The sequence below is a fragment of the Naasia sp. genome (assembly GCF_025465545.1).
In the GTDB taxonomy this organism is placed as follows: domain Bacteria; phylum Actinomycetota; class Actinomycetes; order Actinomycetales; family Microbacteriaceae; genus Naasia.
On the sequence record NZ_JAODMK010000036.1, the window covers coordinates 66,310 to 85,752 of the forward strand.

A 19,443-nucleotide genomic window follows, 5' to 3' on the forward strand; every position below is an offset into this window, starting at 1 on the left:
TGCGCTCCGCACTGGCGAATCCGCTGAGCTATGGTGACGTCGTGGTTCTCCCCGTGCCCCTCGCCGAGCCGGTAGGCGAACTCGACGTCCGCGGACTGGTCGTCGAGGTCCGACGATCGGGCACTTGGGTTCCCGCGGTCCGCGACGTCTCCTTCCGGGTCGGCCGAGGGGAGCGCGTCGCCCTCATCGGAGAGTCAGGCAGCGGCAAATCCCTGACGGCGATGGCCATCGCGCGCCTGCTCCCCGATGGCGCGAGGATCGCAGACGGCGCCGTGCACCTCGATGGTGTGGATCTGACGAGAGCCGACGAGGCGACGCTCCGGGCCATTCGCGGGCGGCGGATCGGTTACATCTTCCAGAATCCGATGGCCTCCATGGATCCTCTCGTGCGGGTCGGCATCCAGGCCGAGGAGGCCCTGCTCGCGCACGGGCTGGGAGATGCGACCGCCCGGCGGGAGCGGGTCGTCCAACTGCTCGAGCGTGTCGGGATCCGCGACGCAGCGACGCGAGCGCGCGACTTCCCGCACCAGTTCTCCGGGGGAATGCGCCAGCGGGCGATGATCGCTGCGGCCCTCGCGGCCAGCCCCTCACTCCTCATCGCCGATGAGCCGACGACTGCGCTCGATGTGACCGTGCAGGCGAGGGTGCTTGATCTTGTGCGGGAACTGTCGACCGAGTCCGGTTTGTCGGTGCTCATGATCACCCACGATCTCGCGGTGGCCTCGCAGCTTGCCGACCGCCTGGTCGTGATGTACGCGGGCCGCGTGCTGGAGACCGTCGACGTGAAAATCGCGGTCGGGCGCCCGCACCACCCGTACACGCAAGCCCTCCTTCAGTTGGTCCCGGACATGCGGTCGCCCGCGGCCCTGCCGGAACCGATTCCGGGGGCGGCCGTGCCCCCGTGGCAGGCCGGCGACGGCTGCCCCTTCGCCTCCCGCTGCCGCTTCGCGGTGCCGGAGTGCCGCGAGACGCCGTACACGATGCGGGATGTGGGCGCCGGTCATGGTTCCGCCTGTATCCGGGAGCTCGCTGCCCGTGTGCCCGAGGCGGTCCGGTGAGCGGCCTCGTGGTGGACGCCGTTTCGGTGGAGTACGTCCGCCGGGGCGCGTCCATCACCGCTCTTGACGAGGTTTCCCTCACCGTCGCGGAGGGGGAGATCGTTGCCCTGGTCGGCGAATCGGGCAGCGGCAAGTCGACGCTGGCGAGGGCGGTCGCCGGCCTCGTGGAGACTGCCGCCGGGACGATCCTGTTCGACGGCGTCGCCATTCCCACCCGCGGTCGCAAGCCGGTCGCCATGGTCTTCCAAGACCCGCTCGGCAGTCTGGACCCTCGACTGACCGTCGCGGCGGCAATCACCGAGATCCTGCGCGTTCACCGGCTGCGCCCCCGAGCCGGGGAGCGGGCAAGAACTGCTGAGCTTCTCGAGCTGGTGGGTCTCCCGCCCGAAGTTGCCGGCGTGCGCCCTCGCTACCTCAGCGGCGGCCAGCAGCAGCGGGTGGCAATAGCCCGCGCGCTCGCCAGCGAGCCGCGGATCCTGCTGCTGGACGAGGCCCTGAGCGCCCTCGATGCGAGCGTGCGGGCACAAATGCTGCGGCTGATCATGGAGCTCCGCAGCCGCCTGGGGATCGGCGCGCTCTTCATCGGGCACGACCTCGCGTTGGTGCGCCAGCTGGCGGATCGGGTCGCGGTCCTGCAGCTCGGCAGACTCGTCGAAGTGAGCTCCGCGGAGGAGTTCTTCCTCTCGCCGCAGCACCCGTACTCACGTGAGCTGCTCGCCGCAGTACCCGTGCTGAGGCGGACCTGATGCCGGGAGCTGTGGTCACCGGCGGGTCACGTGGGATCGGGGCGGCCATCGTACGAGCCCTCGCGAAGATCGACTACCGCGTCCTCTTCACCTACTCGGGTGATGAGTCGGGAGCAGCTGAGGTCCTTGCAACAGTGCCTGGATCGTCGGCACTGCGCGTGGACGGGCGTCAACCTGACGCCGCTGAGCGTCTCATCGACGCCGCAGTCGAGACCCTCGCCACGATCGACGTCCTCGTGAACTCGGCCGGCATCTACCCCCACGCCGATCTCCGCAGTCTTTCCCGGGAGGAGCTGATGGACGTGTTCCGAGTGAACGTCCACGCACCGATCGAACTGGTCCAGAGAGTCGCCCTCCCCATGGCTGCGGCCGGGGGCGGAGCCATCGTCAACATCACCTCCGTCAACGCCTTTGCACCCGAGAGCGGGATGGCGGCCTATGACGCATCGAAAGCTGCCCTTGCGCAGTTCACCCGCACCGCCGCCCTCGAGCTCGGTCGGCACGCGATCCGCGTCAACGCCGTCGCACCCGGCCTCGTGGCGAGCCCCGGGATCGAGGAGATTGTGCCTGAACGGGTGGACGCATTCGTGCGCGCGGCTCCGCTCGGACGGCTGGTTTCGCCCGACGAGGTCGCCCAGGCGGTCGTGTTCCTCGCGACACCCGCCAGCTCAGCAATCACCGGGCAGACCCTCGTCGTCGATGCCGGTGTGACCTTGGCCGGGTATATGGGCTGAACGCGGGCACGCTCGGTAGCCGTAAGTCCCGGTCGTGCCTCCGATGCCACGACCCACCGCGCAGGAAACGAGAACGGGAGCCACCCCGAGGGGCGACTCCCGTTCCCGTCAGGCCTGAGCGGTCAGGCGCCGACCTTGAAGCGGGCGAAGCCCGTCACGGTCAGGCCCGCGTCTGCCAGCACCTTGCCGACGGTCAGCTTGTTGTCGCGCGCGTAGTCCTGCTCGAGGAGCACGACCTGCTTGAAGAATGCGCCGAGGCGGCCCTGGATGATCTTCGGGAGCGCAGCCTCGGGCTTGCCCTCGTTGCGGCTGATCTCCTCGACGATGCGGCGCTCGTTCTCGACGTCGGACTCGGGCACCTCGTCCTTGGCGAGGTAGGCGGGAGCGGCGAACGAGATGTGCTGGGCGACGCTGCGCGCGGTCGCCGCGTCCTCACCCGTGTAGGCGACGACGACGCCGACCTGCGGGGGCAGGTCCTGGTTGGTCTTGTGCAGGTACACGGCGAACTTCTCGCCCGTGACACGGGCGACCCGGCGGAGCTCCACCTTCTCGCCGATGATCGCGGCGTCATCCGCGATCGTGTCGGCGACGGTCCTGCCCTCGAGCGTCGCCGCGAGCGCGCCGTCCAGCGTGTCCGCGCCGGAGGCGGCGACCGCCTGAAGGACCTTGTCGCCGAGGGCGAGGAATCGCTCGTTCTTCGCCACGAAGTCGGTCTCGCAGGCGAGCTCGATCAGGGTGACCGCGCCGGCGTCCTCCTTGGCTGCCACGAGGCCTTCGCTCGTCGAGCGGTCCGCACGCTTCGCGTTGCCCTTCGCGCCCTTGAGGCGGAGGATCTCGACAGCCTTCTCGATGTCGCCCTCGGCCTCGACGAGCGCGTTCTTGGTGTCGACCATTCCGGTCCCGAGACGCTCACGGAGCGTCTTGACGTCCTGCAGGCTCACGTTGGCCATGCGTTCCTCCTTCTGCTTGCTGATGATGCTGATCTGCGCGAGAACGGTGGAATCCGCTCGGATCCCACCGCCCTCGCAACTACTTGGGGAAGATCACTCCGCCGAGGCGGTCTCCGCCTTCTCGGCCTTGGCCTTCGCCGCGGACGGAGCGCGCTTGGTGGCGGGCTTCTTCTCGGCCGGGGTGGCCTCGGCTTCGATCCTCGCCTCGGCATGCTCGTCGGTCTCCGGCGCGTGCTCGGCGACGACCGTCTCATCCGCGTTGGCGGTGAGGTCGGCGTCGGCCTGGGCGTCGGCGTCGTTCTCGTAGGCGGGAGCGTCGCCGGCGGGCTCCTCGGTCGGCGCCTCAGAGGCGGCTTCCGGGGCGGGTGCCTCTTCCGCAGGCTCCTCGGGCGCGGCACCCTCGGCGGGCGCAGCCTCCTCGGCGGGCGCAGCGTCGTCGGCGGGCGCCTCGGGAGCGTCGGAGGCGGGGCCGGCCTGCAGGAGCTCGCGCTCCCACTCGGCGAGAGGCTCAGCCACTTCACCGTCACCGGGCTTCTGGTGGCGCTGGATCAGACCCTCGGCCGCCGCGTCCGCGATGATGCGGGTGAGCAGTGCCACGGAGCGGATCGCGTCGTCGTTGCCCGGGATCGGGTAGGCGATCTCGTCGGGGTCCGCGTTCGTGTCGAGGATGCCGATCACCGGGATGCCGAGCTTCTTGGCCTCGTTCACCGCAAGGTGCTCGCGCTTGGAGTCGACGACCCAGATCGCGGAGGGCGTGCGGGCAAGGTTGCGGATGCCGCCCAGCGTCTTCTCCAGCTTGTCGCGCTCGCGGCGCTGGATCAGCAGCTCCTTCTTGGTGTAGCCGCGGGTCGTGTCGTCGAAGTCGACGAGGTCGAGCTCCTTGAGCCGGTTGAGGCGCTTGTGCACGGTCTGGAAGTTGGTGAGCAGACCGCCGAGCCAGCGCTGGTTGACGTAGGGCTGGCCCACGCGGGTCGCCTGCTCGGCGATGGCCTCCTGCGCCTGCTTCTTGGTTCCGACGAAGAGGATGGTGCCGCCGTGGGCGACGGTCTCCTTGACGAAGTCGTACGCAGTGTCGATGAAGGCAAGCGACTGCTGCAGGTCGATGATGTGGATGCCGCTGCGCTCGGTGAGGATGAAGCGCTTGACTTTCGGGTTCCACCGGCGGGTCTGGTGCCCGAAGTGCACGCCGCTGTCGAGCAGCTGGCGAATGGTGACGACGGCCATGGCCGTGCTCCTGTTCCCGGCGCACGACGGCACAGCAGGACGCTGCCCGGCGGGACGCCGATTCGGTTTGCTTATCGCGGCCGGACGGCCGCGAATCCTGGTGCCCGGCGCGCATCCGCCCCGACGAACGGGGACCGGTGGATGCGGAGGCCTGGTGGGCACGCGAAGTCACCCCGCTGCGCGGGATGCGGCAACCATGTTACAGGACCGCACCCTCCCCCGGGCTGGGCGTTTCTCCCGGGTCTCGGCGGCTGCCGCATCAGGCGCGCACGGCGGCCTTCCCGGCCCGGCCGAAGACGAGACCGCCGGCATCCTCGAGCTTGACGCCCTTCGTCTCGGGCACGAAGAAGAAGACGAAGAGCAGCGAGAGGAACGAGGAGACGGCGTAGAGGCCGTAGGTGAAGGCCAGCGAGAACTCGGAGAAGATCGGGAAGCTGACCGTCACGAGGAAGTTGGCGATCCACTGGGCCGCTGCGGCCACGCCGAGCGCCTTCGCCCGGATGCGGTTCGGGAAGATCTCGCCGAGCAGCACCCACACGAGCGGCCCCCACGTCGCGCCGAACGAGACGACGAACAGGTTGGCCGCGATCAGCGCGACGATGCCCCACGGCTGCGGAAGGCTGAGCTTGTTCTCGACGACCTGCGCTTGGCTGAAGGCGATCGACATCGCCCCCAGGGTGACCGCCATGCCGATCGAGCCGGCGAGCAGCATCGGCCGTCGGCCGACCCTGTCCACGATGGCGATGGCGACGAAGGTGACCGCCACGTTGACGACGGAGGAGATGACCGAGATCAGGAACGCGTCCGTGAAGCCCACCGCGCTCCACAGAGTGGTGGAGTAGTAGAAGATCACGTTGATCCCCACGAACTGCTGGAACACCGACAGGGCCAGACCGACCCAGACGACCGGCGCGAGACCGAGCGCCGGGCCCCGAAGGGACGACTTCTTCTCGTTCTCCCGGTCCTCCTCGATGGTGTCGAGGATGCGGCCGACCTCCTCGTCCACCTCGGCCTGCGGCTGCACGGTCCGGAGCACTGCGCGAGCGCCATCCTCGTCGCCCGTGGCAAGGAGGTAGCGCGGCGACTCCGGAAGGCGGAGGGCGAAGTAGCCGTAGACGACGGAGGGCGCGACACCGACGAGGAACATCCACCGCCAGGCCGGCAGGCCGAAGAGCAGCTCCCGGGTCGGGTCCTCGTTGCCGACGCCGGCGAGGAGTGCGTCGGAGAGCAGGGCGGCGAAGATGCCCAGGGTGATGGCGAGCTGCTGCAGGGAGGCGAGGCGCCCGCGGACGGCCGCTGGGACGATCTCCGCGATGTAGGTGGGCGCGATCACCGAGGCGACGCCGATGCCGAAGCCGCCGATCAGGCGCCAGACCATGAAGTCGAGAACCCCGAAGGCGAGACCGGCGCCGATGGAGCTCACGAAGAACAGCACGGCGCCGATCAGCATGACCCGCAACCGGCCCAACCGGTCGGCGAGCGCGCCGGCCGCATAGGCGCCGGCGGCGCAGCCGAGGAGTGCGATGGCGACCGCGAAGCCCTGGACCGCGGCGCCGAGCCCGAACTCCTCGCCGATCGCGTCGACGGCCCCGTTGATCACCGACGAGTCGAAGCCGAAGAGGAAGCCACCCACCGCCGCAGCGAGCGCGAGCCCGGTGACCCGGCGTCGAAGCTGCGGGTCGATCTGTGCCTGCTCGGTGCGGGATCTTGTCATCGTGCTCCTCCACCGGCAATCCTTCCACGCGTGCGCCCCCGTCGGCGCCCCCGGGTTCTCCCCTTGCAGTGCGCCCTTCCTCCCCCGGGCAGCCTCACGCCGTCGTGTCCACCGCTTGAGGGAGACACCCCCGGGTCCCGACGAGGACGAGCGAGTCTGACGCCATGGATCGAGATTCGGGGAGGACCGCCTGGCGGCTGCGGCGGGCGGGGTCTGCGGTTCTGCTGCTCGTGGCGCTGACCACGATCGGCGGAACGCCCTCCGCGGCGGCCGCTCCGGCGTCTGCTGCCGGTGCCACTGCTGTCCCTCCTGATGCCGCTGCTGTCAGGGGAGCACCGCCGGAATGGACCTGGCCGATCGAGGTGCCCCGACCGATCCTGCGCGGCTACTCCGGCCCGGCCACCAGGTATGCCTCCGGTCACCGGGGCATCGACATCGCGGCCCCGGTCGGGAGCGCGGTGCACTCACCTGCCGACGGCATCGTGTCGTTCGCCGGCACGGTCGTGGACCGGCCGGTGCTGTCGATCCGCCACGGCGACGGCCTGGTCTCCAGCTTCGAACCGATCAGCGCGGGAGCAGCCGTCGGAACCTCCGTCGTCGCGGGCCAGGTGGTCGGCACCGTCGCCCCCTCGTCAGGCCACTGCCCGCCCGGCTGCGTGCACTTCGGGGTCCGCCGCGACGGGGAGTACCTGTCGCCGCTGATGCTGCTCGGCGGCGTGCCCCGGGCGATCCTGCTGCCCCTCGACGAGAGTCCTCAGGCCCGCGGATGAGCCTGCTCGTAGGCCCGCTTCAGCCGCTCAGATGACACGTGCGTGTAGATCTGCGTGGTGCCGAGGCTTGCGTGACCCAGCATCTCCTGCACCGCCCGCAGGTCGGCGCCGCCGTCGAGCAGATGGGTTGCCGCGGTGTGCCGCAAGGTGTGCGGCCCGGCCGGTCCGGAGCCGGGCACCTCCTGCAGCAGTCCCGCGACGAGCCGATGCACCGATCGCACGCCGAGCCGTCCGCCCCGCTCCCCGAGGAAGAGCGCGGGCGTGTGCTCGAGGACGAGAGCGTGCCGCCCGGACTGGAGATACCGATCGAGGGCCCGCGCGGCGGGAACCCCGAACGGCACCACCCGCTGCTTGTTGCCCTTGCCCGTCACGGTGACCGTCAGCCGCTCGCGGTCGAGGTCGTCGACGTCCAGGCCGCACAGTTCGGACACGCGGAGCGCGGACGCGTAGAGCAGCTCCACCACCGCGAGATCGCGCAGCGGGGCCGGCGCGCCCTCGGCGGCTCGCTCCTCGAGGCCACGGAGGATGCTGTCGAGCCCGGTGGCCGGGATCACGCGGGGCAGGGTGCCGTGCGACTTCGGGGCACGGAGCCGGAGCGCGGGATCGATGGGGAGGCTCCCCTGGCGGGCGAGCCAGCCGCTGAATGCCCGCACTGCCGCGGTCCGACGCGCGAGCGTCGCCCGGGCAAGCCCCTTCTCCGAGGAGTGCCAGAGCCAATCGCGCAGCAGGTCGAGCGTGATCGCGGAGACGTCGTCGTCGCCACGCCGCCGCGCGAAGCCTTCGAGGTCGGCGAGGTCCGTGGCGTAGCCGCGCACCGTGTTGGCCGAGAACCCGCGCTCCGACGTCAGGTGGGAGGCGAACTCCCCCGCGGCGTCGGCGATCTGCACTCCCCCAGGGTGGCCTGCCCTGCGCGCGCGGGCGGCAGCGACACTGCTCCTACTCGAAGAAGCCATCCGGAAGGGTGACGACGGCAGGGCTGTCGGCCAGCGGCAGCAGCACGTGGACCACCCGCTCCGGGTAGACCACCGCGAGGGCGATGGACTGCGAGCCGTTCACTCCGGTGAGTCCCAGATGCGGGGCGTCGATGCGGATCGTGTAGCTCGTGGCCGGCACGACGGACACCGGAACCCCCGCCAGCGTGCCGTTGAGGGAGTAGTGCAGGTGGCCGCTGAGGATCGCCCGGACGTCGGAGCCCTCCACGGCGGCGGCGAGCGCGTCTGCCGATCGCAGCTGGAACGGGTCGAGCACCCGGACGGTGGTGGGCAGGGGCGGATGGTGCAGGGTGAGGATCGTGCCGTGCGGGGCGGGCTGCGAGAGCACTCGGCGCAGCCAGGTGAGCTGCTCGTCGTCGACGTCGCCGTGCCCCTGGTCCGGCACCGACGTGTCGAGCGCGACGATCCGCAGGCCGTTCACCTCGATGACCGAATCGAGGGGGCTCGTCGTCGGCTCCTCGCCGAGGAGACCCTCCCGGAGCGGGCCGCGGGAGTCGTGGTTCCCGGCGACCCAGACGATCGGGCAGCCGAGCCGCTCGGCGGCGGGCTCCATGATCTCCCGCACTCGGAGATAGGCGTCCAGCTCGCCGCGATCCGCGATGTCCCCGCTGTGCACGATCGCGTCGAGCCGCATCTGCGAGTCCTCGAGACGGCGCATCGCCTGCTGCAGGAGCGAGACGGTGTCGACGACGCCGTGCAGCGGCTCCCCGCCGGCCAGCAGGTGGGTGTCGCTGAGATGGGCGATCACGTGGGTCGGAGGGGAATCGATCGGCACGAGGCAACGCTACCGACCCGGAGCGACACCGTAGACTCCCGCGATGGCCTCCCTCCTCGCCGCGTGCGTCGTCTCCCAGCTCCGGCCCGACTCCGGCAGCGAGGGGACCACCGCCATCGACAAGCGGTCGGTCGCCGGTCCGGTCAGGGTCGGCCGGTTCGGGCTGCGCTCCGACGTGCAGGTGAGCCGCAAGCACCACGGCGGGCTGGAGCAGGCGGTGTACGCGTACTCGGAGGAGGACGCGGAGTACTGGGAGGGCGAGCTCGGTCGCGCCCTCTGGCCGGGCTGGTTCGGCGAGAACCTCAGGGTCGAGGGCCTGCCCACGACCGGGGCACGCGCGGGAGAGCGCTGGAGAATCGGCAGCGTGGTGCTCGAGGCGACCGTTCCCCGCACGCCCTGCATGACCTTCGCCCGCTGGGTGGGAGGCCCCGAAGCGAAGGGCTGGGTCAAGCGCTTCAGCGACGCTGGGCGCCTCGGCGCCTACTTCCGGGTGCTCAAGACCGGGTCGATCGAGGCGGGATCCGCCATCGAGGTGACTGCAGCGCCTGCGGGCGCACCCTCGATGCTCGAGATCTACCGCTCCAACCCGTAGGCGCTCAGGCGAGCGCCGCGCAATTGCCGCCGGTCAGGAGCGGACGAGCCGCGCGATCGCCTGCGATGCCTCGCGGAGCTTCTCATCGGCCACCGCGCCTCCGCCGACCGCCGCCTCGACGACGCAGTGGTTCAGGTGGTCATCGAGGAGCCCGAGCGCGACGGACTGCAGCGCCTTCGTCATCGCGGACACCTGCGTGAGGATGTCGATGCAGTACTTCTCGTCGTCGACCATCTTCTGCAGGCCCCGAGCCTGGCCCTCGATCCGGCGCAGCCGCGCCAGGTAGTCGTCCTTGTTGGAGATGTAGCCGTGCGCGGATGCGTCGACTGCCTCGTGATCCACGTGGATCTCCTTCCGCCGGGTGCGGCCGTCCGATCCGCACCGCTTGCACTATACCCCCAGGGGGTATAGTGACGGAACGGGCATGTTCGGCGAGCACGGGAGACGGCAGTGGACGAGACGCGGCGCGAGTCGACGCACGGCGACATCCGATCGGCGGAGGCGTCCGGCACCGAGGGCATGGGCGCCGACGGCGGGCATGAGCACGGCAGGCCGGCTCCTTCGCGTACCGCCGAGGGCACCTTCGAGGCGCGCGAGGCACTGCGGGCGAAGCACCGCCGCGATCGCGCCGCCGATCGAGCACGGCACGGCTCCCGACTGCAGCCGGATTTCTCCTCCGCGGGTTCCGCTTCGGTCAGCGATGACGCGGCGCTGGAGGAGCGACCCGGCGCCGAGCCGACGTCGTCGGACCGGGGGGACGACCGTGCACAGCTCGCAGAGGCGGCTTCGGCCGGTCAGGCCGACGCTCAGCGGTCCGGGACTCCGGGCGCGCCCCATGGGCACGCTCCCGCGTCGGGTCGTCGCGCCGGCCGCGACCTCCATGCCGGCCACTCGGGATCCCGGGCGGCCGCGTCCGCTCGCCCAGAGGCGTCTGCCCTCCACTCCGGACACGACGGCCCAACGCGTCACTCCGGGCACGGGGACGTTCCTGCGCGTCCCAACCACGCCCCCAGCCATGACCTGGCATCTCGCGCAGCAGACGCGCAGGCCGTCCGCGCCCCCCATGCCGGGCACTCGGCCCCCGCAGATGATTCCGGCCATGAGGGACACGCGGACCACCCCGGGCACGGTGACCAGGAGAACCATGCGGGGCATGCAGGCCATGCCGGGCACGGTGACCACGAGAACCATGCGGGGCATGCAGGCCATGCCGGGCATGCCGGGCATGGAGGCCACGGCGACCATGCGGCGATGTTCCGCAACCGGTTCCGGCTGAGCCTCGTCCTCGCGGTGCCGGTGGTGTTCTTCAGCCCGATGTTCTCGGACATCCTCGGCTACGCCCGGCCGTCCTTCGCCGGGGCGGAGTGGATCTCCCCGCTCCTCGGCACGGTGATCTTCTTCTACGGCGGCTGGCCGTTCCTCACCGGGCTGGTCGCCGAGGTCCGGCTGCGCCAGCCCGGCATGATGACGCTGATCGCCATGGCGATCACTGTGGCGTTCGTCGCGAGTTGGATCACCTCCCTCCGGCTCTTCGGGCTCGAGCTGGACTTCTGGTGGGAGCTGGCGCTCCTCATCGTGATCATGCTGCTCGGGCACTGGCTCGAGATGCGGGCACTCGGCGCCGCCTCAGGAGCCCTCGACGCGCTCGCCGCGCTGCTCCCCGACCGAGCGGTGCGGGTTGACGGGGACGACCTCACCGAGGTGCCCTTGGCGGACCTCGCGGTCGGCGACGTCGTGCTGGTGCGTCCCGGCGCCCGAGTGCCGGCGGACGGCACCGTCATCGACGGCACGGCCGAGATCGACGAGTCGATGATCACCGGCGAATCGCGGCCGGTGGCGCGGTCGGTGGGGGCCTCGGTCGTCGCGGGCACAATCGCCACGGACAGTGCGGTGCGCGTGCGGGTGACCGCCCTCGGTGACGACACCGCGCTCGCCGGGATCCAGCGCCTCGTCGCGCAGGCGCAGGCCTCGTCGTCCCGCGCGCAGGCGCTGGCGGACCGTGCCGCGGCGCTGCTGTTCTACTTCGCGGCCGGGTCCGGCGTTCTCACGTTCGGCGTCTGGCTGCTCCTCGGCAGTCCGGGCGACGCGATCACCCGCACGGTGACCGTGCTCGTCATCGCCTGCCCGCACGCGCTCGGCCTCGCGATCCCGCTCGTCATCGCCCTCTCCACCGAGCGGGCGGCCCGAGCCGGCGTGCTGGTCACCAGCAGGCTCGCGCTCGAGCGGATGCGGACCGTCGACACCGTGCTGTTCGACAAGACCGGCACCCTCACCCGTGGTGAGCCGGGCGTCACGGGCATCGCCCTGGCACCGGGGGAGGACCGCGGCGCCGTCCTCGGCCTCGCGGCGGCGCTCGAACGGTCGAGCGAGCACCCGGTCGCGCGGGCGGTCGTGCGGGCCGCCGACGAGGCCGACGGCGTTCCCCCGGTGCCGGTCGTCGACTTCCGGGCGCTTCCCTCGCTGGGCGTGGAGGGCCGCGTCGATGGGCGACTGGTGGCGGTGGGCGGTCCCCGCCTGCTTCGCGAGCGCGCTGCGACGGCACCGGCAGATCTCTCGACGGCCGCGGCCGCCTGGGAGGCGGAGGGCGCCGCCGTGCTCTACCTTCTCGACGGCGGCGCGGTGCGGGCGGCCTTCGCCGTCCGGGACGAGGTCCGCCCGGAGTCCCGGGAGGCGGTCGCGGCCCTGCAGCGCCGCGGCATCAGGGTGGCGATGATCACCGGCGACTCCCGCTCGGTCGCCGAGTCGGTCGGCGCGCAGCTGGGGCTCGACGAGGTGTTCGCGGAGGTCCGGCCTCAGGACAAGGACGCCAAGGTGGCGGAGCTCCAGCAGCGCGGCCGCAAGGTGGCCATGGTGGGCGATGGAGTGAACGACGCCCCCGCCCTCGCCCGAGCCGATGTCGGCATCGCGATCGGCGCGGGAACGGACGTCGCGATCGAGTCGGCGGGTGTCGTGCTCGCGGGCAGCGATCCGCGGGCGGTGCTCTCGGTGATCGAGCTGTCCCGGGCGAGCTACCGCAAGATGGTGCAGAACCTGGCCTGGGCCACCGGCTACAACCTGCTCTCGGTGCCGCTCGCAGCGGGGATCCTGGCGGGCGTCGGCTTCGTCCTCTCCCCCGCCGCCGGTGCGGTGCTCATGTCGCTGTCCACGATCGTGGTCGCGCTGAACGCCCAGCTGCTGCGCCGGATCCGCCTCGACCCGGAGGAGCTGGCGCGCGCCTGAGGGCGATCAACCGAGGGCCAGGACCAGTGCGAGACCCGCGAGGGCCACCGACACCGGCCACCGACACCGGCACCATCATGATGCGCTCGCGCCTGCTGCGCGACAGCGCGTTCAGAGCGATGCCGAGGACCAGGTACCCGGCGATGACCCACATCGATCAAAAGGGATCAGGATCGCCGCGCACACCAGCACGGTGCGGGCGTTCGCTCGCCGAGTTCTGATCGGCCCGCTGTGAGAGGCCGCTCAGAGCAAGTGATGGTCCGGTCGGCCGTCCGTGTCGCCCGCCTTCTCAGAGCGGGCTCGTCTCGTTCGCCCAGGCGGGCTCGATCTGCTGGTTCAGCGGAATCTCGAGGGGATCCTGGTCCGACAGCGTCCACTCCGGGAGGTGCATCTTCTCGCCGCCACTGAGGGCTGATCGGTGGGAGAGGATACCTGCGCTGGTGATGTTCGCCGCTTGCACTGCGTTGGGAAATGCCTCCTCCTCCCCCAGCACTGCCATCAGCAGCCGGTGCGCGAGGTGCGGGTGGGATCCCCCGTGCCCGCCCCCCTGGACGAACGAGCGGTGCTCCGACTCTCCTTCCTGGGAGTAGACGCCGGCGCGCGTGAAGGATCGAATCTCCTCCGGCAGTCGGTTTGCGAAGTCCGGCACCTCGATCGCGTTGGCCTGCTCGCCGAGGTAGACAACATGCTGTGCGGCCTCGGTCTGGGACCACTCGAAGGAGCGGATCGAGCCGTATACGTCGAAACTCTCCCGATATTCGCGGGCGACCGCCCACAGGTGGCGGGTCACCTCGGCCCCCACGTCGGCGCCGAGGAATTTGATGTGCGTTGACTCGATGGCGAAGGGCGAGCCGTAGTTGTCCTTCATCCTGTCGAAAACGGAACCCGAGCCCAGGGCCTGCACGTACTCTGCCTGATGATGGGCGAGGCCAAGGGTGGGGCCAATAGCATGCGTCGCGTTGTACATCGGAGGCATGCCGTCCCAATAAGAGGGCCAGCCCGTCATGTCCTGGTGGTGCGAGGCGCGCAGAAACTGCAGCTTGCCGAGCTTGCCGCTGCGGTAGAGGTCTTGGATGAACAGGAACTCGCGGCTGTAGACCGTGGTCTCCATCATCATGTAGGTCAATCCGGTGCGGCGCTGCGCGTCGACGATGCGCTTGCAGTCCTCGACGGACGTCGCCATGGGGATGGTGCAGCCAACATGCTTTCCCGCCTCCAGCGCAGCCACGACTTGGTCCGCGTGCAGTTGAAGGGGTGTGTTGATGTGGATCAAATCGATGCTCGGGTCCGCGAGCATGTCGTCGTAATCCGTGTAGCGGACCTCGATGCCGAACCGGTCGCCGACCTCGTTCAGCCGCGATTCCGTGCGCTGGCAGATCGCGTACATCTCGGCGTTCGGGTGCCGCTGATAAATGGGAATGAACTCCGCGCCGAACTCCAGCCCGACGATGCCAACCTTCAGTGTCTTCTGCGAACTCACGTTGTCGTTCCTTTCTTCAGGGAGGTGCGGCGCAGGCGCGCCGGTCTCGTGCGGGTTTTCCCCGCGTCGACAGTCATATCGAGGCAGGTCAGGGACCAGGTTTCATCCGGCAGCAACGAGGCGGCGGCAGGTGGGAAACCTGCGATGGCCGCGTACTCCGGACCGGCTGCCGATCACCGCGGTGCAGCGGGCCTCCCGTGGACCGGGCTCGCTGGCGAGCGCGGCGACGAGAGGAACGGGCGGCTCAGGTGGCATTGACGCCCCGGCGGAAGGTGCCGAGCGCCCCATGCTGGGAAAGCAGTTGTTCCGAGCTGAAGTACGCGAGCGCCTGGATCGTCTGGTTCGGGTTGTAGCCGCCGTAGCTGACGAACTGTCCGCCCCCGATCGCGTAGAGCCCGCGGCACTCGTGCACTTCACCGTAGATGTCCGTGACTGAGGTTGCAGGGTCCTCCCCCATGCGGTGGACGCCGACGTCGTGGGTGGACAGGTGGTAGGGCGGGCGAGGCGAGTCCGTCCAATAGCTCTTCGCGCCCATCTCTCGGGCGATGAGCTCCTTGTACCGCCCCATCAGGGTCACCGAGTCGGCGTCGTGGTCTTCCCAGTCGTGAGTTATTCGAAGTGCGGGCTGCCCCCAGCGGTCCTTCACAACCGGGTCGAGATCGCAGTAGTGGCGCCGGTACGGGAAGTTCGTCGTCTGGGAGTACATACGGTGCATGTGCAGGTAGTTGTCGCGCATCCAGTGCTTCAGGTCGAGCCCGAATTTGGGGACGCGAGGGTCCATGTTGTGGTACGCCTCGATCGGCTGGAGGTCGCCCGTCACACTGATGATCGGCGATCCCCACAAGACCCCGAGATCGTTGTCCGGCACACGCTCCGACGTGAAATCATCGATCGCGCTTGAGGCGTTGAAGGTGCCGATGAACGGGTTCGTCGCCTCGGGAAGGATGGAGGTGAACCAGCCGAAGTTGTGGGTCATGAAGTGTTGGCCGACTTCCCCGTTCGCGTTGATGCCCGATACGAGCATCAACCGCACGTTCTCCAGCGCATACGCGGTGAGGATGACGATGGGCGCCTCGACGTCGTGGGGCACGTCGTGCGCGTCCACGTACGTCACGCCCCGCACCTCGCGACCGTCGGCGGAGCGATTGATCCGCAGCACGCGGCTCTGTGAGCGCAAGTCGAGGTTGCCCGTCGCCTTTGCCTCCGGAACCGAAGTGACCTGGGTGGTGGACTTGGCCTTCACGTGGCAGGGGAAGCCGTGGCAGAACCCGCAGTTCACGCAGGCGGAGCGTCCCTTGTATTCGACTGAATTGAGAGCCAGGGGCTGACGGAATGGGTGCATGCCGAGCCGCTTCGTCGCCTCGACGAAGGGAACGTCGCCCGGGCCTTGGGTGATCGGCGGCATCGGGTAATCGTTTCGCCGGGGAGGGTCGAAGGGGTTGGTGCCCTCCGCGAGCACGCCCCGGACGTTCCCCGCTCGACCCGAGATGCCTTGCTCGTGCTCCACCATCTCGTAGTAGGGCTCGAGGTCGTCGTAGCTGATCGGCCAGTCGGCCACGGTCGACCCTTCGGGCAGCGCCTGCTCCCCGAATCTCTCGGCGATGGCTGACTTCATGCGGAAGTCGGCCTCCCTGAAGCGATACGCGGCGCATCCCCAGTGAAGGGTGCCCCCGCCTGTTCCGATCGACGGGAGCCCGTACAAGGGTTCGTCGATGCCGAGGGCGCCGGCTGACCATGGGAGAACCCGCGCCCGTGCGTTCTCGTCGGGACGCCAGGTGACCGGGTCGACGTTCACGCCCGCGACGATCGCTCCGCGCTGGTAGTAGCGCAGCTCGTCGTGCTTGATCTCGAAGTCGTCCTGCGTGTAGTCGGGCCCCTTCTCCAGCCCGAGCACCTTGGCCCCTGCCTTTGTGAGCTGCTCGGCAAGGATGCCGCCGGCCGAACCCATTCCGACGATGATCGCGTCATACCGGTCGGTCACCGCGTGCCTCCGATGCGCGTGTAGAGGTCCTTCACGGTCAGGATCGGGATGCTCTTGGCATCCACCCCGGGCCGCATCTGCTCTGGGCTGTACCCCCACTGGGCGCCGGGGAAGCCGACGAGCTTCCAGCCCACCACGCCCCGGTTTCCTCCATAGGCGGGGTCACCGAAGAAGCCCTGGACGGTGTGCTCCCTCACGATCCGGTAGAACTGGCCGAGAAAGTCCGACGGGTCCGCGCGAGACACCTGGTCGAGGGATGCCACAACGTCCCGCTGCTGTTCCTCGCTCAGCTGCACGAACCCCACGCTGTAGCGACCAGCGACGAGGTCCGCCAACTCCCTCAGCCCAGTCCGGTACACCGACTGCAGGTCTCTCATGAAACCGGCAAGGGAGCGGTCGATGTAGCTGGTAACTGCAGCTTCGCGCGCTCCGGGCGATCCCGCCTCTGACGGGATGATCTGCGCGGTGAACGCGTCGATCATCGCCGCCTGGGCGGGGTTGAGGAAGAGCAGTGCGTCGTCGAGGGCGTAAGCGGACCCCATCATCGTCATTCCTTCTTGCTCGCTTTCGCGTGCTCCGCGAGCTTCGATTCCACGAGCGGACGGAGGTACTCGATCGAGGTACGGGCGTCCTCGTCGGGTTCTATCCCCCGGCGATGGAAGCCCGTCTCCATAGTGAGGTAACCGTCGAAGCCGGTGTCGATGAGAGCGTCGATCAGGGAGGGGAAGTCCCCGACACCAGAGCCGGGAGGCAGCCGGTCGTTGTCGGAGATGTGGACGTGCTTCAGGTTCTCGCCCATCCTGTAGACATAGTCGCTCATGACTTCCCTGCTATAGAGAGCGTGGAAGGTATCGAACATGAGCTTCACGTTCGGCTTGTTCACATCTTCCATGAGCTCGATGGCGTCGTCCGCGTGCATGCAGAGGTTGGTGTCGTGAGACGTCGGCTCGATGACCAGTGTCACCCCAGTGTGGGCGATCCGGTCTGCCACTTCAGTGAGCACCTCCCGGCTCCACTTCCAAGCCTGCCGACGGGACGTGCCGAAGATGATCCAGCCGGGTAGGTAGATCAGGGTCTTGCCGCCCCATTCGGCCGTGAGCTCGGCGAGGTCCACGTAGTGCTCGACTGTGGCGCGGCGCTCCTCGATGTTGGGCGAGGCGGGGTTGTTGCCGGGACCGCCGGACGGGGCGGGCAGCATGCTCGAGAGCGAAATGCCATGCTCGTCGAGCAGCTCGCGGACCCGCCTGCGCCGGTCCTTGCTGAGGTGGGGAGGGTAGGCGTGCGGCGCCGCCGCCCCGATCTCTATTCCGTCGTACCCCATCCCAGCGATGCGCTTGATCGTCTCATCGAGGGTGTAGGCGGGCACCCACACGTAGAAGCTGGAGTAGGCCCAGGTGTTGTAGGAGATTTTCATCGGTTCCCTTTCGTTTCAGGCTCGTTCGCTGGGCTGCGCGGCCGCCGTTGTCGTGCACGCGATGCCGAGGCGTTCGGCGGCCGCTGGTCCCTCGGTTCTCGCAGACTCGCCGTCGATGAGGACCTCGCCAGTCATTGGGTGATGGGCGCCGGACAGGTTTCGAGTGAGGGGGACTTGCCTGCGCCGTTGTCCCGATGAGCGCCAGGACCTTGCCGGGATGCACGGACAAGTCAGACCGTGCCGGGCCTGCATGCCCGGAAAGTGCTTCGCCACTTCGCTGACGTGAAGTCGAGACGTCACCGTTGACCCCGTTTTCCGGTTGTTTACCACTCTCGACCCAGCTAGCGGGTCTTCGGGTACTGTATGAGCGACCAGCACGACGAAAAAGTGCCCGATTAATGTTCTTTTGGGCATATATCCGTCGAAATGGAATCCGAACGACAAGCCCGGAGGGTAGCGATGGGGTCACTGTGGACCGAGGTGCAACTCCTCAAGCCGGACCAGAACCTTGCACCCGACGCGCACGCCGCGCGCAGTGTCATCGCGCGGATGATCGCCGACTCTCCCGCGGTGAGCAGGCGGGACATAGTGGAGGTTACGGGGCTCGCGCGCTCCACGATCGACGGCCACCTCCAGGTGCTCTTCGACGCAGGACTGATCGAGGACGCTGGCCTCGGCGGCAGTCCGACGCGGGGGCGGCCCGCGCAGGTGTTCCGAATCGGCACCGCGCGCGGGGTCGTTCTCGTCGCCGATGTCGCGGTAGAGACGACCCGGCTCGCGATCGCGACGTTGGACAAGAACATGGTGGACAGCACCGAAGTCGCCATACGGGTCGATGTCGGCCCAGACGAGCTGCTCCGCGCTCTGGCTGGTGAGTTCACGGCTCTCCTCGAGAGGAACGGGCTCGGCCTCGGAGATTGCCTGGCGCTCTCGGTCGGCCTGCCCGGGCCAGTCGACTCTCATCTGGGCTTCGCGGTGCGCCCGCCGCTGATGCCGGGATGGGACGGCTACGGAGTGTGCGCATTCATGGCGCAGGCGTTCGGGTGCGACGTGATCGTCGACAACGACGTCAATCTCATGGCCCTCGGCGAGGCGCGCGCACTGGGTGGAGAACACCTCCCGCTCCTCATGATGCATCTGGGGACGGGAGTCGGCGCTGGTTTCGTCGGCGAGGACGGGCGCCTCTTGCATGGGGCAGACGGCGCGGCCGCCGATGTCGGTCACATCCAGGTGCGCGGCACGGCGGAGCAGAAGAATGTCCTGTGCAGCTGCGGCAACCGCGGCTGCATAGAGGCAGTAGCGTCGGTTCCCGCCATGGCGGCACGGGTCTCAGCTGCGTCGTCCTCCCCGGTGAATTCCGAACAGCTGCTGGAGCGACTCGTTCGGGGGGACGCCACCACGGTGAGCACGGTCCGCGAGACGGCTGCGCTTCTCGGCCGCACCATCGCCGATCTCGTGAACTTCTGCAATCCGGCGCGAATCGTGCTCAACGGCGCAGTGACTGACTGCACGGAAGACGTGCTGGCACAGGTCAGGAGCGTGGTCTACCAGCAGGCCCAGCCACTCGCGACTCGAAATCTCTCCGTCGTTCACAGCCGCCTCGGCTCAGAAGCCGGTCTCATCGGCGGAATGATATCGGGGATCGAGCAGGTCCTCTCGCCTCGGGGAATTCAGTACCACACGCGCTCGACCTCCTCGAACATGCTTCCGCTTGGGCTCGATCCCATGGCACAGCTCAAGGTCTCGGCCCGCGCCAGCCGTTAGCCGGCCATCCGCCGAGGGTCGCCTGCACCG

The 19,443-nt window shown here is 69.1% G+C and carries 17 protein-coding genes and 1 pseudogene; 8 read left to right on the forward strand and 10 right to left on the reverse strand.

The window, feature by feature from the left end; translation table 11 throughout:
* The first annotated feature begins 41 nt into the window (after positions 1–41).
* Genes JWR33_RS09460 through JWR33_RS09470 form a run of 3 tightly spaced genes read left to right on the forward strand, consistent with a single transcriptional unit; the run spans position 42 to position 2,538 of the window.
* The gene (locus JWR33_RS09460) at positions 42–1,058 is read left to right on the forward strand and encodes an ABC transporter ATP-binding protein (protein ID WP_297411397.1); all 1,017 of its coding nucleotides are present in this window, start codon (positions 42–44) and stop codon (positions 1,056–1,058) included.
* Positions 1,055–1,804 (forward strand): ATP-binding cassette domain-containing protein, encoded by a 750-nt coding sequence (locus JWR33_RS09465; RefSeq protein WP_297411398.1) that lies wholly within the window; start codon positions 1,055–1,057, stop codon positions 1,802–1,804. Before JWR33_RS09460 ends, JWR33_RS09465 begins: the two co-directional genes overlap by 4 nt.
* Entirely contained in the window at positions 1,804–2,538 is a 735-nt protein-coding gene (locus tag JWR33_RS09470; protein WP_297411401.1) for an SDR family oxidoreductase, read from the forward strand. The genes JWR33_RS09465 and JWR33_RS09470 overlap by 1 nt, the downstream gene beginning before the upstream one ends.
* A gap of 122 nt (positions 2,539–2,660) precedes the next feature.
* Here JWR33_RS09470 and tsf read toward each other — a convergent pair whose 3' ends face one another.
* The 3 genes from tsf to JWR33_RS09485 all read right to left on the reverse strand — a co-directional run bounded on the left by tsf (position 2,661) and on the right by JWR33_RS09485 (position 6,426).
* Entirely contained in the window at positions 2,661–3,488 is an 828-nt protein-coding gene (tsf, locus tag JWR33_RS09475) for a translation elongation factor Ts (protein ID WP_297411403.1), read from the reverse strand.
* Between the two features lie 93 nt (positions 3,489–3,581).
* Positions 3,582–4,712 (reverse strand): 30S ribosomal protein S2, encoded by a 1,131-nt coding sequence (gene rpsB / locus JWR33_RS09480; RefSeq protein ID WP_297411405.1) that lies wholly within the window; start codon positions 4,710–4,712, stop codon positions 3,582–3,584.
* A 259-nt stretch (positions 4,713–4,971) separates the two neighbouring features.
* Positions 4,972–6,426, reverse strand: a complete 1,455-nt coding sequence (locus JWR33_RS09485; RefSeq protein WP_297411406.1) for a sugar porter family MFS transporter — start codon at positions 6,424–6,426, stop codon at positions 4,972–4,974.
* Positions 6,427–6,590: 164 nt separating this feature from the next.
* On the opposite strand from JWR33_RS09485, the gene JWR33_RS09490 reads away from it, so the two are divergent.
* Entirely contained in the window at positions 6,591–7,196 is a 606-nt protein-coding gene (locus JWR33_RS09490) for a M23 family metallopeptidase (protein ID WP_297411408.1), read from the forward strand.
* Here JWR33_RS09490 and JWR33_RS09495 read toward each other — a convergent pair.
* The gene (locus JWR33_RS09495) at positions 7,181–8,083 is read right to left on the reverse strand and encodes a tyrosine recombinase XerC (RefSeq protein ID WP_297411410.1); all 903 of its coding nucleotides are present in this window, start codon (positions 8,081–8,083) and stop codon (positions 7,181–7,183) included. The two genes, JWR33_RS09490 and JWR33_RS09495, sit on opposite strands and share 16 nt — an antisense overlap.
* Before the next feature lie 49 nt (positions 8,084–8,132).
* Complete coding sequence (locus JWR33_RS09500) at positions 8,133–8,963, reverse strand: phosphodiesterase (protein ID WP_297411412.1); 831 nt, start codon at positions 8,961–8,963, stop codon at positions 8,133–8,135.
* Between the two features lie 43 nt (positions 8,964–9,006).
* Here JWR33_RS09500 and JWR33_RS09505 point away from each other — a divergent pair, with 43 nt between their 5' ends.
* On the forward strand, positions 9,007–9,555 hold the full coding sequence (locus JWR33_RS09505; protein ID WP_297411414.1) for an MOSC domain-containing protein: 549 nt from the start codon (positions 9,007–9,009) through the stop codon (positions 9,553–9,555).
* 33 nt (positions 9,556–9,588) lie between these two features.
* On the opposite strand, the gene JWR33_RS09510 is transcribed toward JWR33_RS09505, so the two are convergent.
* The gene (locus tag JWR33_RS09510) at positions 9,589–9,897 is read right to left on the reverse strand and encodes a metal-sensitive transcriptional regulator (RefSeq protein ID WP_297411416.1); all 309 of its coding nucleotides are present in this window, start codon (positions 9,895–9,897) and stop codon (positions 9,589–9,591) included.
* A gap of 757 nt (positions 9,898–10,654) precedes the next feature.
* Between JWR33_RS09510 and JWR33_RS09515 the strand changes: the two genes are divergently transcribed.
* A complete protein-coding gene (locus tag JWR33_RS09515; protein WP_297411478.1) occupies positions 10,655–10,831 on the forward strand; it encodes a hypothetical protein in 177 nt (58 codons plus the stop codon).
* Positions 10,771–12,774 (forward strand): annotated as a pseudogene (locus JWR33_RS09520) (heavy metal translocating P-type ATPase); the annotation flags it as partial. The gene JWR33_RS09515 and the pseudogene JWR33_RS09520, both read left to right, overlap by 61 nt.
* Before the next feature lie 289 nt (positions 12,775–13,063).
* Here JWR33_RS09520 and JWR33_RS09525 read toward each other — a convergent pair.
* The 4 genes from JWR33_RS09525 to JWR33_RS09540 all read right to left on the reverse strand — a co-directional run bounded on the left by JWR33_RS09525 (position 13,064) and on the right by JWR33_RS09540 (position 17,649).
* Positions 13,064–14,254 (reverse strand): Gfo/Idh/MocA family oxidoreductase, encoded by a 1,191-nt coding sequence (locus JWR33_RS09525; RefSeq protein ID WP_297411418.1) that lies wholly within the window; start codon positions 14,252–14,254, stop codon positions 13,064–13,066.
* Positions 14,255–14,498: 244 nt separating this feature from the next.
* Entirely contained in the window at positions 14,499–16,235 is a 1,737-nt protein-coding gene (locus JWR33_RS09530) for a GMC family oxidoreductase (protein WP_297411420.1), read from the reverse strand.
* On the reverse strand, positions 16,232–16,780 hold the full coding sequence (locus JWR33_RS09535; RefSeq protein ID WP_297411422.1) for a gluconate 2-dehydrogenase subunit 3 family protein: 549 nt from the start codon (positions 16,778–16,780) through the stop codon (positions 16,232–16,234). The genes JWR33_RS09530 and JWR33_RS09535 overlap by 4 nt, the downstream gene beginning before the upstream one ends.
* 2 nt (positions 16,781–16,782) lie before the next feature.
* A complete protein-coding gene (locus JWR33_RS09540; RefSeq protein WP_297411424.1) occupies positions 16,783–17,649 on the reverse strand; it encodes a sugar phosphate isomerase/epimerase family protein in 867 nt (288 codons plus the stop codon).
* 459 nt (positions 17,650–18,108) lie between these two features.
* On the opposite strand from JWR33_RS09540, the gene JWR33_RS09545 reads away from it, so the two are divergent.
* Complete coding sequence (locus JWR33_RS09545; RefSeq protein WP_297411426.1) at positions 18,109–19,413, forward strand: ROK family transcriptional regulator; 1,305 nt, start codon at positions 18,109–18,111, stop codon at positions 19,411–19,413.
* Positions 19,414–19,443: the final 30 nt, after the last annotated feature.